The sequence below is a fragment of the Vibrio hepatarius genome, assembly GCF_018860525.1.
GTDB lineage: Bacteria > Pseudomonadota > Gammaproteobacteria > Enterobacterales > Vibrionaceae > Vibrio > Vibrio hepatarius_B.
On record NZ_JAHKPM010000070.1, the window covers coordinates 103692 to 122449 of the forward strand.

The following is an 18758-nucleotide window of genomic DNA, read 5'->3' on the forward strand; positions in this document are numbered from 1 at the left end:
TTTTATACTTAAATTACAAAAATTTATGTTTATTTTTCGGCTAAGTGGTACTGTATCAGTACTATGGAGTTAAGGTACAGAGTGAAAATCGTATAAATATAACTATAGTAGAGTTGTCATCAAATCGGTGAACTTTACTTATTAGTATTGACGTAAACCTGAATCTATTTTTACTTAAAACTTTATCAGCAGAGAGTTATGACGAAATATAAGTATTTACAAAGAGTATATGAACGAAGAATAATTAATGCTAGTTCAATATCTGATTTGATTGTAAGAAAACGTTATTATGGAGGTTTCAACAGTAACTCTCTATCTATGGGTATAGAAAATGGCTGTCTTATATTAAGAAGATATAATATCTCCGATGGTAATAAGATTAAGTAGTATTATTTATTATCATTTTTTCCTATCAATAATAATTTTAATCCAGTTTTTAAAGTACCTAATTAAAGATGCTTGTTTATTATTTATTATTGGCACTTTTAAACTATCTAGTATTTTGCTGTATTTGTTACGTTATTCAAACCTTAAAATTATAACGTGTATTTTATATACCAGCAAAGTATGTCAATCTATTCATGTAAGAATGTTACTATAAAAGAAAAACTTTTATTACCATCATTTATATATCACTGACTATATTTTCTCGGTATTCTGGAGCTTTAAATGTCAGTCTTTGATTATTTCCTTTTATATCTATATTTTCTTAAGTATCTAGCTACCTTTTTACTTGTTTTTATTTTTTATTTTGGATTTGATGATTTTATTGTCGACATATTATACTGGTATAAAAGTTTTATCGGAAAAAATAGGATTAAGTGTAATAATTTAGAGCTAAATACATTAACTGATGAGCCACAACGACATTTAGCTATAATGATACCAGCTTGGCAAGAGTATGGTATCGTTGATAAAATGGTTACTCTTCTTGCATCATCGTGTAAATATGATAAATTTCATATATTTGTAGGTACTTATCCAAATGATCTCGCTACAAAAAAATGTATTGATGAGGTCTGTAAAAGATTTAGCAATGTCCATAATGTTATTTGTAAAAATCCGGGTCCTACAAGTAAAGCAGATTGTCTAAATAATATATTTAAACATATATTAAAAATGGAAATAAAATATAATATTAAATTTTCAGGATTTATTCTTCATGACTCAGAAGATGTAGTTCATTCATCTGAACTTGAACTATTTAATACTTACCTTCCTCATAATGACCTCATACAAATTCCAGTATATCCATATGTAAGAAAGTGGTATCAATTTTCCTGCTCTCATTACATAGATGAATTTTCTGAATTACATGAGAAAGATTTAATGGTTCGTATGTCAATGACAAGACATGTTCCGAGTGCTGGGGTTGGAACTTGCTTAAGTCGTAGAGCAGTATTGAAATTAGCTAGATCTGGTCGGGGTCTGCCATTTGATTGTGCTTCTTTAACCGAAGATTATGATATCAGTATAAGGCTGAAGCAATGGGGGATGAAAGAGATATTTGTTCGTGCTAAAGCAAAAAATGGTTACCTAAACTCACATCAAAATGAGGATGACTCATTAATATGTGTTAGAGAGTTCTTCCCTAGTACATTTAATGCTGCAGTCAGGCAAAAAAGTCGTTGGATTGTTGGGATAGTATTTCAAGGTTGGAAGAATATTGGTTGGACTAAAGATTGGAAATTGAATTATTTTTTATGGAGAGATAGACGGTGTGTCGTTTCTAATATCGTCTCTTTCTTATCTATGATTGTTTTCTTTCAAGTTATATGTATAGCCATGTATCAAATTATTTTTGATGGTAGCTATTTTTTTATTTCAATATTTAATGATGATATTTTTTTGAAAATATTAAGTTATGCGAATTTTTTATTTTTCATAAATAGAATAATACATAGGTTTATTTTTGTAAGAAGATTCTATGGTTTTTTTAATGCTTTTATTTCAATACCTAGAACAGTATGGGGTAATGTTATAAATTTCTTTGCAAATATAAGGGCAATATATCTTGTCATTTCTAAAGATAATGTAATGAAAATATCATGGGATAAAACAAAGCATGACTTTCCTGATATTGTTAATAATAAAAAATAAGGAAATGAATTATGAAATTAATACGCTATATCAAAATAAGTATAATAGTTATTTCATTGCTAACTACGCCTGCGTTGGATGCGGTGAGAGAAAACACTATTGATTTGGCTTCTACTCTGAGTGATTCAGCCCATTTTCGTACTTTTCCTTATTTGAATAGAGCATTTGCCTTGGAGCGTTCTGAAAAAACGTTGGACGCTATCTCTCAAGTTAACAGAGCTTTAAACATTGCCCATAACTATCCCCCATTTTTACACTACCTATTTAAACTCCAGTTACAGGCAAAGTTGTTTAAAGAAGCTGAGGCTACGCTACAAAATTTACCTGCGTATGAACGAGTAAAGTTACTAGTCGTTTTAAGAAGCGAAATGTCAATAAAAAGCCTAGCCTTATCCAACTCTGAATTTATGTCATTACTTGATGGTTTGTCACTTGAAGGCCAAAAGCAGGTATATCTGTATCGTCTCTATTGGCTTGCAGAGCAGTCTGAACCATTATCGTTAGAATGGAGTGTATCCCAAACTCTGCTAGTAAAGCCTGATCAGGCAATACTCTATGAAGCAGAAGCTTGGTTAAGACGTGAAAATTACCGGCAAGTGTTAGATTCTATTGCGCAATTAAGAGGCAGGAGATTATTGTCAGACAGGGAGAAATATCTAGTCGGTCTTGCATTACTTAAAAGTAAACGAATAGAAGAAACCATCTCTTTGCTTAAAGAATCATGGGGAGGATCAAGTCGGCTTTTGTTGGCTAAGCAACTGATTTCTGACTTCATACATGACCAGCAGTATAGCCGAGCATTAATGTGGTATAAATGGCTTGAAAAATATTATGCTCTTACATCAGAAGACTATTCACAAGCCTATCAGCTTGCTATAAACGTCGGCGATTGGGATCTTGCGAGAAGTTATCAAAATAAAATTTCTAATACTTCTTGTACTGAAAGCGCACTCATTAGCGCTAGGCTAGGTAATCGTGATTTAGCTAAAGAGCAGTTAGCATCATGTACCACATTTGAGTCACCTGCATTATGGTTAAGCTTAGCGGAAGAGCTCAATCTGGCTTTTATGATAGAAAGTGCATCATTTAGTGGTTCGAGGTTAGTTTATCGGCAAAGCGTAATCATTGCTTGGAACAAATACAATCAAGCAGAATACCAGAAAGTAATAGATATTTTGACGCCGATGTCTCTTTCTAGTCATTCGCGAAAACTGCTAGCGTCAGCTTACGATAAAAATGGTGAGTTCAGTAATTCGATGCTTGAATGGGAAAGAATTTACAATGAATCTAGCCAGTTATCCGATCTGAAAAGCTTGCTTGAAGTGATGAAGAAAGCATTAACTGAGACTGAATTAATAAGTAAATTCGAGAGGCTATTGTCCGATGTTTCTTTACCTCCGAGCATCAGGAAAAATCTTGCAGAGCAACTTCTTTACTTATATGAGAAACACCCAGAGGATTTTAATCCAGAGATTGTCATGCGGTTGACTGATATTAAAGTCGACTCACTAATTAATGCAAATCTTTGGCAAATTAATGGTGGGTGTGGAGTGGCCAAGGAAACATTGATTAATCCACAAACTGCGTTTGGTTGGCAAGTGTTGGGGTATTGCAGTTATAAAGAAAACCCAGCACGAGCTATTGGATATATTGAAAATGCTTTGTTATTAGAAAAATCAGCATCAAATCGAATTGATATTATGGGTATTAAAGCTCAGATGCTTTCTGATCAGCAACGTTACCAAGAGGTGCTTAATGTTTTATTGCCTCAATGGCACCAACTGCGGTCTTCATATACTCGACTGTTGGTTCCTAACGCCCATTATCAGCTCGGACAAGTTGAAAAGGCGAGGTTGTGGTGGAGAGAAATCGATGAAAGAGATACTTTAGAATGGTGGTTACTAGGTTCTGATATATATATGAGTCAAAAAGAATTTGATCAAGCTAAAGATATTTTAGAGGAAGCAGAAAAAAAATTTAATCACAATCCGCAGTTTGTTGTTAGGTATGTAAAACTCTATAAGTCCATGGAAAAAAAGAAAAATCTTATCGATTACCTTTCTCGCCAGCATCAATATCACCCTGATGATGTTTATATTACCACTGAACTTGCCTATGCATATTTTCCTAGTGATCCTGAACGCTCGGTCAGACTATTTGAGTCTGTTGTTTTGAAGTTAACAGGTAAAAATCAAATTATGGCATATTATCAATTAGCACAAGGTTATAACAAAATCGGACGTAGGGATAAGGCACAAAGTGAGTTTCATGAACTTATTGACCAACTAACGATTGTGCCTTTGCAAGATAATCAGCTTATTACACAGCTTAGGGCTGAAAATCATAATGTTGCCTCAAATTGGGCATTTGTTTTGAGTGGAGAATCTGGAGGCAGTAGCCCCTTTCAAGAATTTCTTGAAGATTCAAGCAATAGTGGATTTTATCAGATTAGCGCCAACTATCATTTTGAGGAGCTGCCTTCTTTATTTGGGCAAATGAGTTTGCTGAGTTCAGGGAGTTTGGAGACGACGGGAATGGATTTAGGGGTGATGTTAAAACCCTTTAAAAGTTTTGATCTCTCAATTTCATCAGGAGTTCGCCAGTATTTTGGAGATGACGCTTTCACTAGTGCTTATGTTAGAGCTAACGGTGACTTTTTTTCTGGTTTAAACATGGACAAATCTTGGAAAGGAGAACGGAAATTGAACTGGTCAAATAGCTTGTATTTTGATGCTTACTACCAATTCTATGACAAAAGATCGTTACTTTATCTCAGAGGAGAATCTGGGCCTGTTTGGGGAGTTGCTGAGAACTACAATCAACGCGTGAGGGCCTATGGATTACTTCAAGCTAGTACCGATATGGTGAATGAAGAAAATGAGAGTAATGTTAAAGCGGGGGTTGGTATTGGGTGGTTATCCTCATTTAATTACGATAAATATTTGGGCTATGAGAATCAAGCGGAGGTAGCACTTGAATGGCAAAAACAGCTTAATCATAACGAGCAGGATGAATTAGTGCTACGGTTTAGTGTCTACTATTAGGTTAGATAGCGCTTCAAGCTAGGGTAACTTAATGGTTTATTATCATATCGATTTATTGAAATAAAATTCTTGAATGTTCATTAGTGTTAGTCTGTGAGAAATTAGCCATAAAAATCAAATAACCACAACATTAATATGTAATTTTATAATTGATAATACTTATATTATAAGCTTTTGTAATTTTTAAAAATTATTCTTATATGTATATTTCTTTCTTCTGGCTTCAATTCTTATTATTAATATAATTTATCATATTCTGTGAAATTTACATATAACCTTATGATTATTAAATCATTTTAATCATATGAATGATTTCTTACAAAAATAAGAGTGTTATGCTGATTGTTCGAAGTTTAGTTAATGATATATATTTCATTTGTGTTAATCATATGTAAATTATTTGTGGGATTGAGATTTGTGGTAATGCGGTAGTTCTATTTTATTGAACCGTCTTAGCGTTTATTATGAGTTTTCGACCCAGGTCTATTTTCTGGATGAGACTGGACAACGGACACTATTGGTATTAATTAAATTCCTCCATATAAAAACATGTGAATAGCACTAGTGGCTTTCATTTAAAGACGATCATTTTAGGCGGGGGACACTTACCATAAAAATGATATGCCCATCACTGTAGTACCTCAGTTCTAAATGAAAGTACTGCTTCCCGTTTGCTATGTATGGAGCGTTTGTTTTGCTCCGGCATATTATTTGAATAAAAATATGAAAAAAATATTATTTCTTGCATTACTTTTTGTTTCTATTTCAGTGGGCGCAACAGAGACGACATTCACTCAATATAACCATCATCAGATTATGCGAGATAAAGTCAGCCAATGGGTTGACTGGGAATCTCAAGAGCATGCTTTAACTGCTGTTGAAGCGCTGAATGTAGTGAAGAAAAAACATGGTATTGAGTACATGTCGAGTTTATTTATGACTCGGTTAAGTGAAGTAGCCAACCATCAGTACAATATAGATGGATTAGCTAATATAGAGCTTGGGATCATCAACGAGGCTTCGACAGTATTTGTTATGTCTCAAGCACCTGATTTGCCTCATTATGAATTGCTTCCTTCTGAATACATGTTGCAAACCTTCTTGGCCAATTTGGCTATGGAGCTTGAAGTTCTTTATCCAATGGCAGAAGACGAAGCAATGTATCTGCAAAGGTATTATGAACACGATCCACTAGGTTTGTCTCTTTATTCTATCGCCTTAAATATAGGCTTAGAAGAGCATGGAGAGAGCGAGCTTGTTCAAAAGCTTGCCGAAAAAACAGGTAGCAGGCACTCAAATTCACTTCGACAATTCTTAATCGCAAATTTTTCAGCAGGAGGCCGATTTAAAGGGCGACTAGAGCTGGTTTTACTTGAGGATCTAAAAAACTTTTCTGTCAATTGGAAGCCAAAGTATGACGATTTTTCTCAATCATTAAACGGCTTTCACCCATATGCACGAGTGGGTGCTATGGTGCAAAGTACTTTACTGAACGAGTGGCCCTCACTTCGACAAGATGAGCGCGAGGCTTTAGGTGATTGGCATGAGCAAGTCATTAACCTGCCTAGTTACAAATACGGTTACTCTATGGTAGGAGAGGCAGTAGTCAATCATTTTCGTCAGCATAAACAGCAAGAGCACCATAGCCGGTGGAATTTTCCAACATTTGCCGCAGTGACATTAGCTACTTTAGTAGTACCAGAACTATTAGGTGAGCTAGCCCTTGGTGAGGCCGCTCAGGCGCTGATATTTTCCAGAACCATGTTTACTGGAGCTAAGGTTGCTGATGCCGTTTATACTGATGAACTTATTGAGCTTTCGCTCCAAGAAACAGCGAGACCTGGTGCAATTCTGCCACAAAGCACTGCGCTGTCTTTGAGTAAAGTCACCAGTCCTTCTGCTATTGGCGGTGAAATTGAACCTGGACTCCATCACTATCTTGGCACTGATGCAATTGAAGGTACTGACTATGTTGCTAATGTAGAAGGTAATTGGCAAAGAGTGAGACGCTTTCCTTTTACTGATGATTATGCATTATTTGGTGGAATGGGATCATTAGGTGTACATAAAGTTGCTCGATCTGGTGCGGCTGGTTGGTTATTAAATCAAACAGCAAATGGATTAAGAAATTGGGTATCATCGGGCGAATATCGACATGTGTTACTGCTTGGAAAAGGTCAGCCTGAATCGCTATTTCGTCATTACGGAGAGAATGTAAAGAGTCGTTATGGTATTCCTCAACGAAATATGGCGAGCGATGGTGACTTAACCTCACATCGACTAAGCGGAATGTTTCCTCAAGCGTCGTCAGGGCAGCTCTCATCACTGACTTTTAATCATCGTTTAGATGTTGTTGCACATGGTAATCCGTATGGGCCAATTTGTGGTGATCAAAATGGTTTAGAAGCATCTTTAACACCAGCGGGCTTAGCAAAAAAATTGTTTGATTTAGGCTTGCGTCAGGTCGGTGTGCTAAAAGTCCAGTCGTGTAATGTAGGCGGAGGTTTCTACTTGACTCAACTCGAACGGGCCCTCAAAAAAGCGGGGATTAATGTTGGATTTCTTGCTGCACCTAAGGGTTATTTAGTACAACTGCCAAGGCTGCCTAGAGCTGTGTTTTCACCATTTCCAAACTTCAGTCCAGATCGCTATGAAGTGATATCAACAGGTTTGCATCTAGGGTTTCCTGGTACTCGGTACCAGTAAAATGATAGTTTGAAGCGTTGAAGTCTATGTGGAAGTGTTTTGTGTATGGAGAAAATCAAAACACTTCAATCATATACGTTAGATAAGCACTAATTATGTGTAGGGCGTGGGTTACAGGCATCTATTTTTTGGAGGTGCTTAGCTTGCCATAATCAATAGCATGATGAATTTGTGATTAAGGTTTGGTTTATCATCTTGTCTTTCTGTATATATAACAGCACAATCTGCAAAAATGTTTCAGGAGTGAAGATGGAACTTGAAGATATTCGGCGTGAATACAGTAAAGGCGGTTTACGCAGAAAAGATCTAAAAGAGAACCCTGTCGACCAGTTTAATTTTTGGTTGCAGCAAGCGATTGATGCTGGGTTAACAGATCCTACTGCTATGACAGTTGCTACCGTTGATGCAAATGGTCAACCTTTTCAGCGTATTGTTCTACTTAAACATATCGATGAGGGTGGGTTTGTTTTTTACACCAATTTGGGAAGCAGAAAGGCTCAGCAGATTGAGGGTAATGCCAAAGTAAGTTTACATTTTCCATGGCACCCTATTGAACGCCAAGTGCATATTACGGGTGTTGCAGAGAAGTTAGGCGTTATTGAAAATATTAAATATTTCTCTTCCAGACCGAAAGAAAGTCAGTTGGCGGCGATTGCGAGTAAACAAAGCAGCAGAATTTCGACTCGTGGTGTTTTAGAAGGGAAGTTCCTTGAGTTAAAGCAGAAGTTTGCTAATGGCGAGATCCCTGTTCCAAGCTTCTGGGGTGGGTTTAGAATTAAAGCAGAATCTATTGAGTTTTGGCAAGGAGGGGATAATCGCCTTCACGATCGATTCTTATTCTCTAAACGAGACAACACTTGGAAGATTGATAGGCTTGCTCCTTAGATAGCTAATAAGCATCTTTGTCATAAATAAAAATGCCGCTTAATGCGGCGTTTTTAATCGGGTTATGACGGTGTGAAATATAAATTAATTTATTTCACGTAAGACTCGAAATCCGACGTAGTTTGCTGCTGATGAGTTTGATAAAGAAAGCTGTTCATGTGCTGCAGCCATTTCCGGAGAGAAGTTCCAAGCACCGCCTTTTAGAATGCCGCGCGCGTCATTCGTCCATTGCCAAACATTACCTACGGCATCATATATACCCAATTTATTTGGCTGAAAAGCCATGACTGGAGATGTGCTCTTATTTGACCATGGGGTTCCTCCCCAACCAGTATTTGCTTGGCTTGGTGTAAAGTGGTCACCCCACCAATAATTGCTTTCTGAACCTGCTCTGGCTGCGATTTCCCACTCATCTTCACTAGGCAATCTGTAGTAGTGATTGGTTTTGTTACTTAGCCATTGAGCATAGGCTTGTGCATCATTTTTACTGACACAGACTACGGGTGAATTAGCAGCCTGTTTAAAGCCTGGGTTACGCCAGTACCCTTTGGATATTGGTGTCACTTCACCTTTGACTATTGCAGTACATGTATTCGTCAGCTCTGCATCTGTTTGGTAATTGGTTGAGTCGACGAACGATTCAAATTGTCTTACGGTTACAGGTGTAGTGCCAAATCCAAACGGCTGATTTAGCTTTAACTGTTTGGAACCATGCTCACCCAGCATATATCGACCTGGAAGGACAGTTGATACTTCGGGACCTTGACTACCTGAGCCTAAAGAGTCAGCGAATTTGTCCCCTTCTCGCAGTGGATTTTCGGTTTCCATTAGGACGGCCCGGAGGTTATGATCACGTTTAATAGATAACTCTTTATGGAAGTCTCGGTAGCCTTCTTTCCTGATGGATACTGTGTGCTGACCTACTGGTAACATAACTTCTATTGGGGTACTGCCGTATTTGACTCCGTCAATGGTTACCTTATCATCGTAAAGATTTGAACGAACATTTAAAGTTACCCATGCGACTTCTTTGTTAATAACCGAGTTTTCTTTGTCATCAGATCGTTTAGGTTCAAAACAGTACTTTTTATTGATTGCTAAAAGGGTGCATGCTGCACTCTGGGTTGGCCTAGCCTGCATTTCAACGTTCATTATGCTGCGATAGCGGATACCGTCATAAAAGCCAGACTCTTTGGTCTGAGAGCGTAAAACATGAATATTAAAAGGGACTTTATTAGAGTTTGGTTTAATAGTCTGTGGTTCGCTAGTACTGCTAATTAACTCAGATTGAAACTGTTTAACTGCCTTCTGGACCGTGAGGTCGCGTGTTTGACGGTCACACTCAGCAATAGTCATATTTGCCTGGCAGCGATTTGTAAAGCTGACAGAAAGGGCCTGAGGTTGTTTAAGTTCTTCTTGCAGTCGTTCCGCTCGAGCTCTCAGTTTAGTTTGCTCCAGAGATTCAATACTTTGGCCAATGGCTTCAAGCTCATTGCTAGCAAGATTCAGTTGATGCTCCAGTTCTTGTAATATCTGTTCTTCGAATAAACGCTGTTGCTGATTTTGTTTCAATGTTGACCAAGAATCTTGATAGGTTTTTTGGCTGGCTGAGAGGTCGACGGTTGGGTCGTCAATCATGCGAGTATAATTAGCTTCAAGTTGAGCTTTAGCTTCACTGAATTTTTTATCAAGTGATTTAGCTAATTTAGTCAATTCAGCAACAGATTGTTGTTGTTCTTCTAAGCTTGAGTGCTTGTCATCTCGGCGTTGAGTTGCCGACTTCAATTCTTCATGTTTGTCGAACAACTGCTGATCGATTTTTACGATAGGGTCGCGCGCTTCCTCAGCTGCAATACCAGCAGAGATAAAGTAAGGTGACAGAGCTAGAAGGAAGGTTGGTAAACCAATTCGCATTATCAATTTCTACAATTATTTTAATCTTATGGACTTATTCTAAACGAAAACGCCACTTTTTCGTAAGTTATTCCCTTATAACTTACGATAAAATGGCGTTTTTGGTCAATTTTGTGCATCTTACTTCTATTGAAAAAGAGAAGTGCGTTAAATATTTGAATTCGGGCGTAACTTAACCCAGACAGTATCATTACCATTAATAGCAATCGTACGGTTGTACGTCTGGAAACCATCTTTAGATACGGTAAACTGATGTTTGCCTTTTGGTAGGACGACTTCTATCGGAGTACTACCGTAATTAACACCATTGATTGTCACTCGATCTTGGTACTGATCCGACCGAATCGTGATGTTTGCCCAGCTCTGTTGTGTAGTTGACTTTTCTTTTTTAGCGATGCTGGCACTATTGAGACAGTAACGTGAAGATACATTGAGTAATTTACATGCAGCAGAAGCCTCTGGGCGAGCCTGAAGTTGTGCCTGCATTTCAGTGTAATAGCTGTTGTTACCTTCAAAGCCCGAGCGAATTATTTGGCTCTCTTGAACAAATACATTCAGTTGGACACCTTTCATGTTTTGTTTGGCTATATTGGCCTCTGTTAAGCTGTCGAGTAGTTTTGTCTTAAAGGAGTTAACCGCACGTTGCTTCGTTAAATATTTACCCTGATTCGTACACTCACCTAACGTCATTGTTGCCGAGCAAGTTGTTTTGAATGCTGTATTCAAAACATCACTTTCTCGTAACTCAGCATCAAGACGCTTTACGCGAGCTTCGACTTTCTGCTCTTTAAGATAAGATAACTCAGAGTTAATCCTTGAACGTTTTTGCTTGATTTGAGACAAGCGCATCTCTTGCTCAGTAATACTTTGCTCTTGTTCAAGTATTTGCGTTTGATTCTTCTTTAACGAAGCCCAAGCCTCTTGGTATTCCTGCTGAAAAGAGAGTAAATCAACATCTGGATCATCGAGAAGACGGTTATATTGTTTGTCCAGTGCTGATTTAGCTCGATTACGTTTAGCATTGAGTTCTTGCTCTTCACGCTGATACTTACCTAGCTCTGCTCTAAGCGTTTGTATACGTGATGATTCAGCTTCAAACTCAGAACCAAGCTCTTGTAACTCACTTTGTTTGTTTTCTAATTTACTATCGATAGTTGCGACAGGATCGGCAGAGTCCACCATTTCCGCAAAAATCGAAGTTGATGCCCATAAAGGGCTTAGCGCAATTAAAAGCGCTGGGATGCGACGTATTATCATATTTCCCTGCAACAATTAACGTTTAATGACCAACGTAAAAAACCAAAAAAAAGACAAACTCTTGACAGTCCTTGTGTTCCTGTCTCTTCCAAGTTTACTTCAACCTTGCATCTTTCTCTTCTTAAAGATTAACCAGCTTTATGGAGATTAGCCTAATTTAACGTATATAAAACTTGGATGCTATCTATCATTTTGAGTTGATTGGGGAAATATGCAAGTGAAGATTGAGTATCTGTAAAAAGAAAGTTGCTAGAAGTGACATAAACCGTAATTTATGTGCACTTGATCATTCTTCCGATGAGCATATGTCGGTAATTGAATGGCCATTATTTCCCTTGCTGCTATTCAAACTATGTTGGTTGAATGTGTTACGGCTTGGTGGTGATAAATTTCGAATCAAGACGATTTTGGTATAACATGCGTAGTTAATACAACCTGAGGTCAAAAACTGTCTCATGAGCTGTTTCAAATCTCCGTCTCTAAATGGTGAAATGTCACCTAAGCCAGCGGAACTCGTCACCCTGCCATCACATATGGACTGTCATGATCATAGCTATACACAGATCGTTATTGGTCTTAAAGGGAAAGCTGAGTTTGAAGTCAGTGGTTTTGGAAACTTAGTTGGCCCTGGGCAAGGTTGTGTGGTGACATCCGGGTCAGGTCACGCTTTTGGCGGTGTTGTTGAGAAGTCAGATATCCTTGTACTCAATATGCCATTTCCAAGCGATGATGACCCATTGATGTTGCAGAAACTCAATGAACTGAGTCGACGCGAGACCTACTTTCAGTTAGACAGCCAGATCCAGAAGTTGATTCAAATGTTAGTTACAGAAATGCAGTCGAGACCCGAAGACTTACTTCTTAGTCGGGCTTGCAATGATACTTTGATTGCTTTACTTCAACGGCACATGTCAACGTTTGCATCATCATACAAAGAGTCACGCTTCGATCTTGAAGTTATAGACCGTTATATTGAGCAGCACTTGAGTCAGAAGATTTCGGTGGCTCAGTTGGCAGGGAGTGTTTTCCTAGGAGAAAGTCAGTTCCACCATTTGTTCAAATCATATATTGGGATAACACCCCATCAATATGTGTTGGGCAAGCGAATTGACATGGCTAAGTTGTTGATTGAAAAGGGCGATTTAACTTTGGGCCAGGTGGCTGAATTTACGGGATTTTCTAGTCAAAGTACTTTTAGCCATACCTTCTTTCGCTTACAGGGCGTGTCCCCCTCTCTCTATAAGAAAAAATGTAGTTAAAATTTTTATCTAATTTCATGTGATTCTGTTTTTGTTTTGTTAATAAGCGGAGTTTTAAGCAAAAAACTCGGAGTTTTTGACAAGTAATCCTCTCCCGCGCAAAATACACTGCAAACCATTGTAATAACTCTGATGAATTTATCAGGTTTGAGATTGAGGAAAACGCATGTTTACTGCAACTGATGTGTTGAATGCCGAGTTTGTTGAGCAGCCGCTGAATAACCTTTGGTCGCTGATCTCGCCACTTTACATGGTGGACGAATCCCAATGGCTTGAGCAATTATTGCCTCTAGCAACACCGACAAATGCTGAAAAAGAGCAAATGTCGGTCAAAACGACGGAGCTGATTGAAGCTATTCGTGCAGACAAGAAATCGATCCAAATGATAGATGCTTTGCTGCTTGAATATAGCTTGGATACACAGGAAGGCATTTTACTGATGTGCTTGGCTGAAGCCTTAATGCGCGTGCCAGATGCTGCCACTGCTGATGCCTTAATTCGTGACAAACTCTGTGTTGCTGACTGGAAATCTCATCTAAAAAGCTCTGATTCGGTTTTTGTTAACGCATCGACGTGGGGCTTGATGTTGACTGGTAAAGTGGTTGGATTATCTGAATCTGAGTCACGCAGCCCTGTCTCAGCAGTCAACCGTTTAGTTAATAAAATGTCTGAACCTGTTATCCGCAAAGCTATGCACCAGGCGATGAAAGTGATGGGACACCAGTTCGTTCTTGGACGCTCTATCGCTGAGGCCCAGAAAAATGGGCGGAGTATGCGTGATAAAGGTTACACCTACTCTTACGACATGCTAGGAGAGGCCGCGTTAACGACAGCAGATGCAAGTAAATATTTTAATGACTATCTGATGGCAATTGAAGCGGTAGGTCGTGATAATTATGGTTTAGATACCAGTCCTGCTCCTTCGGTTTCAATCAAACTATCGGCATTACACCCGCGCTATGAAGTAGCCAATGAAGAGCGTGTATTAACCGAGCTTGCTGATACCGTAATGCAATTGCTTGGTAAAGCGATTGAAGTGGATGTGGCGATTACTATTGATGCAGAAGAAGCAGATCGCCTTGAATTATCACTAAAACTTTTTGAAAAAGTCTATCGAAGTGATTTAGTTAAAGGCTGGGGGAAATTTGGTCTCGTTATCCAAGCTTATTCAAAGCGGGCACTGCCAGTTTTAGTTTGGATTAATGGCTTGGCTCGAGAGCAGGGCGATCTTATTCCTCTTCGTCTAGTTAAGGGGGCTTACTGGGATAGTGAAATTAAATGGTCACAGCAGGCTGGCTATGAAAACTACCCGGTTTACACTCGTAAAGAAGCGACTGATGTCGCATACCTTGCCTGTGCTCGTTTTCTGCTATCTAACAATGTTCGAGGCAATATTTTCCCGCAGTTTGCGAGCCACAATGCTCAGACCGTTACTTCAATTGCTATCATGGCCGAGCACGAAAACTATGAATTTCAGCGTTTGCATGGCATGGGTGATTCCCTTTACCATCATGTGATGGAAGCTTACCAGCAACCGGTGCGTATTTATGCCCCTGTTGGAAGCCACAAGGATTTATTGCCCTATTTGGTTCGTCGATTATTGGAAAATGGTGCAAATAGCTCCTTTGTTCATCGCTTAGTCGACGCACGTTGTCCTATTGAATCTCTTACTCAGCATCCTGTAGATATGCTTGGTGCATTTGAGACACTCAACAACAAAAGTATTCCGCTTCCGCCACAGATATTCTCTGAACGTAGCAATTCATATGGCGTCAATATTGATATTGAATCTCAAGCAAAAACATTTGAGCAACAAGTTGAGGGTTTTCTAGATAAACAATGGTTTGCCGGCCCAATAATCAATGGCCAAATATTTACTGAAAGCATGATCAAGGAAAATACGACCGCAGAGAACATCATGGCGCCTTATGACAGGCGCATTAAAGTCGGGCAAGTGACATTTTCTAACCTTGATCATGTTTCCGCTGCCATTGACGGTGCGCAGAAAGCCTTTAGTACTTGGCAAGCTAGCTCATCAGATCAAAGAGCAAAACGACTAGAAACATTGGCAGACCTGCTTGAGGAAAATCTCGCAGAGCTGGTCGCTTTATGCCACCAAGAAGCAGGGAAAACAATTCATGACAGCATTGATGAAGTGCGTGAAGCTGTCGATTTTTGTCGTTATTATGCTAACCAAGTTAACACTTTAGGTGAAGTCGACATTCAAGGCTTTGATACTCAGATGCGTAAAGTATCCCGCAATGGTCGCGGTGTGTTTGTATGTATCAGCCCATGGAATTTCCCTTTGGCGATCTTCTTGGGTCAAATCACTGCAGCTTTGGTGGCAGGTAACACAGTAGTCGCTAAACCAGCGGAACAAACCAGTTTAATCGCAGCTCGAGCCGTCGAATTTATGATTGAAGCAGGGTTCCCTAATGGAACCATTCAGCTTCTACCGGGTCGTGGAGCTGATATTGGGTCGGCATTGACGTCGCATTCTGCTATAGCTGGTGTCGCTTTTACTGGCTCAACGTTAACAGCCCAGCGCATTAATCGTACTCTTGCCGAACGAGATACAGCACCTGTGCCCTTTATTGCTGAGACGGGTGGGCAGAATGCGATGATTGTGGATAGTACAGCCCTTCCTGAGCAAGTTGTCCGTGACGTGATTCGTTCTGCCTTTGCTTCTGCGGGACAACGTTGTAGCGCACTAAGAGTTTTATATGTACAAGAAGACGTTGCAGATCGTATTATCGCTTTGATACAAGGTGCGATGCAGGAGTTAAAGATAGGTTTACCTTTTGAACACTCGACTGATGTTGGTCCCGTAATTGACGAAAACGCCAAAAATAAGCTTCTCAAGCATATTGAACGTATGACGGCTACTCAGCAAAAGATTGCTGGATTGGAACTCAATGATCTGCATCGACATGGTGATTTTGTTGCGCCATGTGCATTTGAAATCGATGATATTTCTTGTTTAGACGAAGAACAATTTGGCCCGATTTTGCATATTGTTCGCTTTAAAGCGAGTCATTTACATCAAGTCGTTGAAAGAATAAATGGAACTGGCTTTGGTCTCACCATGGGGATTCATAGCCGTAATGAAACGACTTATCGCTGGATTGAAAAGCATGCTCGTGTCGGAAACTGTTACATAAATCGTGATCAAGTAGGGGCTGTCGTTGGGGTTCAGCCATTTGGCGGGCAAGGTCTATCTGGTACAGGCCCAAAAGCAGGCGGCCCGCACTACCTGTTCCGATTTACACAGACATCGTTTTCTTAATCTGTAAGCAAGGAGAAAAATTATGGTTCATCAAGTTACTCGTTTTTCCGATGCTTATTCAGCATGGGAGAATTGGAATCTCACAAACTTTGATGCAAAAAGTGAGTGTTTGCTTGCGTTCAAGCAAGCTTTGCAGGGTGAGCATCCTACCTTGGCTGCTGTAATTGGTTACCATTATCAACACTCAGCTGGATTGTTGTCTCAAACGCATGAGATGCCGGGACCGACAGGGGAAACCAATGAGTTGTATACTGCTGGCCGAGGCGTGGCATTAATCATTCAGGACCACATGTCCCAGCCAGGACAAAAAACAACTCTTGCACAATTAACAGCAGCGCTCATTGCAGGTAACAGCGTAATTGTGTGCAGTGATGATATTGACTTTATCAAAGCTCTTGAATTGGCGGCTAAAAGTGCTTCCTTACCGATAAACTTATTACAATTTGCTTCTCTTGATGCTTATCACCAGTTGTTGGAGTCAGATGTTAGAAGTGTCGGCTATATCGGCAATCAAGAGGTTGAGCGTAATGTCAACTGTCAATTAGCGAAACGAACGGGTGCTATAGTAGGCCTAGTTTCTGAAACGGACGTAGAGGCTATTCCTGTTGCTCACGATCCATACTTATCGCTTCGCTTTATCACAGAGCGAACGAGAACAATAAATATAACTGCTGTGGGCGGTAATGCGACCTTACTAGAGCTTGGCAGCGAAGCCCACTAATCCTTTCTCGGAGAGCCCTTACTCAGTGTAAGTAAGGGCGTTCATGGAAGGTGATTTTTTTATGAGGACAAACACATGGAAAATAGCTTTGCTATTACGACGACGTTTATTGCGTATCTAATCCTAATGATGGCAATAGGCGTTATTGCATACCAACGAACGAAAAACTCAACGGACTACTTCCTTGGCGGTCGATCATTGGGCCCTTGGCCTGCTGCGCTTTCTGCCGGAGCCTCTGATATGAGCGGCTGGTTACTTCTCGGTCTTCCTGGTTATGCTTATGCCGCTGGTATTGAAGCTTTTTGGTTGGCTGGTGGTTTACTTGTTGGAACGTGGTTGAACTGGTTGATTAACGCCAAACGCTTACGCACCTACAGTATTACTACGGATGCCTTAACGCTACCAGAATTTTTGTCTCGACGCTTTAATGATAAATCCAAGTTGATTCAGGTTATATCTGCATTCTTTATTTTGTTATTTTTCCTTTTCTACACCAGCTCAGGTTTAGTGGCTGGTGGTAAATTGTTTGAAACTGTATTCGGGATGGATTACAGCATCGCTGTCATTATTGGGACAGTATGTGTCGTATCTTACACACTATTTGGTGGCTTTTTAGCGGTATCTTGGACGGACCTTGTTCAGGGGCTGCTCATGTCTGCTGCGTTACTGGTGGTGCCCATTGCAGCGATGGAAGGTGATTTTGGCCAACTTAGCACTGACTTGGCTAGTATAAACCCTCAGCTACTTACCTTATGGAGTGATACAAAAGGAGAGCCATTATCTGCTATCGCTATCATCTCACTGGTGGCTTGGGGACTAGGTTATTTTGGACAGCCACATATTTTGGCGCGTTTTAAAGCCACTCGCAGCAATAAAGACTTAACCACAGCGCGTCGTATTGCTGTCGTATGGACTGCACTATCAATGGTCGGTGCTATGCTGGTTGGCTTGGTCGGTTTGATTTATGTCAAGAACTCTGGCGTAACAATTGACGATGGAGAGAAAATCTTCATGTTACTAGTCAACTCAATCTTCCATCCAGTTGTTGCCGGGATACTTCTTGCTGCGATTCTTGCGGCAGTTATGAGTACTGCTGATTCTCAGCTCTTGGTGTCCTCTTCGGCGTTAGCAGAAGATTTTTATAAGCAGCTAATTAAGAAAGATGCAAGTTCACAAGAAATTGTGATGGTTGGGCGCCTTGCAGTGGTTACTATCTCAATTATTGCTTTGATTTTAGCTATGAACCCTGATAGTTCAGTGCTTGGGCTGGTTTCTTATGCTTGGGCTGGTTTTGGTGCAGCATTTGGTCCAGCAATCGTTCTTAGCCTATATTGGTCACGTATGAACCGTAACGGTGCTCTTACCGGTATCATTGTTGGTGGTGTGACCATTGTGGTATGGAAGCAGTTAACAGGTGGTTGGTTCGATGTGTACGAAATTGTACCTGGGATCTTATTATCAACGATTTCGATAGTTGCTGTGAGTTTATTAACCGCTGAACCTGAAGAATCTGTGAAAGCTCAGCATGCTAAGTTCAAAAAGCAGTTGGTTGAACTCGATTAATTTAGGAAGTTAAGCCTTGATAC

10 protein-coding genes are annotated in these 18758 nt (G+C 39.7%); 8 read left to right on the plus strand and 2 right to left on the minus strand.

What is annotated here, in order from left to right; translation table 11 throughout:
- Positions 1–669 precede the first annotated feature (669 nt).
- The 4 genes from KO511_RS21980 to pdxH all read left to right on the plus strand — a co-directional run bounded on the left by KO511_RS21980 (position 670) and on the right by pdxH (position 8735).
- Positions 670–2100 (plus strand): glycosyltransferase, encoded by a 1431-nt coding sequence (locus KO511_RS21980; protein ID WP_215989517.1) that lies wholly within the window; start codon positions 670–672, stop codon positions 2098–2100.
- 11 nt (positions 2101–2111) lie between these two features.
- A complete protein-coding gene (locus KO511_RS21985) occupies positions 2112–5144 on the plus strand; it encodes an NfrA family protein (RefSeq protein ID WP_215989518.1) in 3033 nt (1010 codons plus the stop codon).
- Positions 5145–5867: 723 nt separating this feature from the next.
- Positions 5868–7850 carry a hypothetical protein gene (locus KO511_RS21990; protein WP_252724509.1) on the plus strand — a complete coding sequence of 661 codons (1983 nt, stop codon included), beginning with the start codon at positions 5868–5870 and terminating at the stop codon, positions 7848–7850.
- A 249-nt stretch (positions 7851–8099) separates the two neighbouring features.
- Positions 8100–8735 carry a pyridoxamine 5'-phosphate oxidase gene (gene pdxH, locus KO511_RS21995; protein ID WP_215989519.1) on the plus strand — a complete coding sequence of 212 codons (636 nt, stop codon included), beginning with the start codon at positions 8100–8102 and terminating at the stop codon, positions 8733–8735.
- A gap of 84 nt (positions 8736–8819) precedes the next feature.
- Here the strand turns inward: pdxH and KO511_RS22000 are convergent, their stop codons facing one another.
- Together KO511_RS22000 and KO511_RS22005 are read right to left on the minus strand one after the other, a co-directional pair.
- Positions 8820–10649, minus strand: a complete 1830-nt coding sequence (locus tag KO511_RS22000; protein ID WP_215989520.1) for an SUMF1/EgtB/PvdO family nonheme iron enzyme — start codon at positions 10647–10649, stop codon at positions 8820–8822.
- Between the two features lie 147 nt (positions 10650–10796).
- Positions 10797–11906, minus strand: coding sequence for a PEGA domain-containing protein (locus KO511_RS22005; RefSeq protein WP_215989521.1), 1110 nt, complete (start codon positions 11904–11906; stop codon positions 10797–10799).
- 455 nt (positions 11907–12361) lie between these two features.
- On the opposite strand from KO511_RS22005, the gene KO511_RS22010 reads away from it, so the two are divergent.
- From KO511_RS22010 to putP, 4 genes are all read left to right on the plus strand, one after another.
- A complete protein-coding gene (locus KO511_RS22010; RefSeq protein ID WP_252724510.1) occupies positions 12362–13165 on the plus strand; it encodes an AraC family transcriptional regulator in 804 nt (267 codons plus the stop codon).
- 166 nt (positions 13166–13331) lie between these two features.
- Positions 13332–16451 carry a bifunctional proline dehydrogenase/L-glutamate gamma-semialdehyde dehydrogenase PutA gene (gene putA, locus KO511_RS22015; protein WP_215989522.1) on the plus strand — a complete coding sequence of 1040 codons (3120 nt, stop codon included), beginning with the start codon at positions 13332–13334 and terminating at the stop codon, positions 16449–16451.
- A 22-nt stretch (positions 16452–16473) separates the two neighbouring features.
- Positions 16474–17172, plus strand: coding sequence for a 1-pyrroline-5-carboxylate dehydrogenase (locus KO511_RS22020; RefSeq protein WP_215989523.1), 699 nt, complete (start codon positions 16474–16476; stop codon positions 17170–17172).
- 75 nt (positions 17173–17247) lie between these two features.
- Positions 17248–18735 (plus strand): sodium/proline symporter PutP, encoded by a 1488-nt coding sequence (gene putP, locus KO511_RS22025; protein WP_215989524.1) that lies wholly within the window; start codon positions 17248–17250, stop codon positions 18733–18735.
- Positions 18736–18758: the final 23 nt, after the last annotated feature.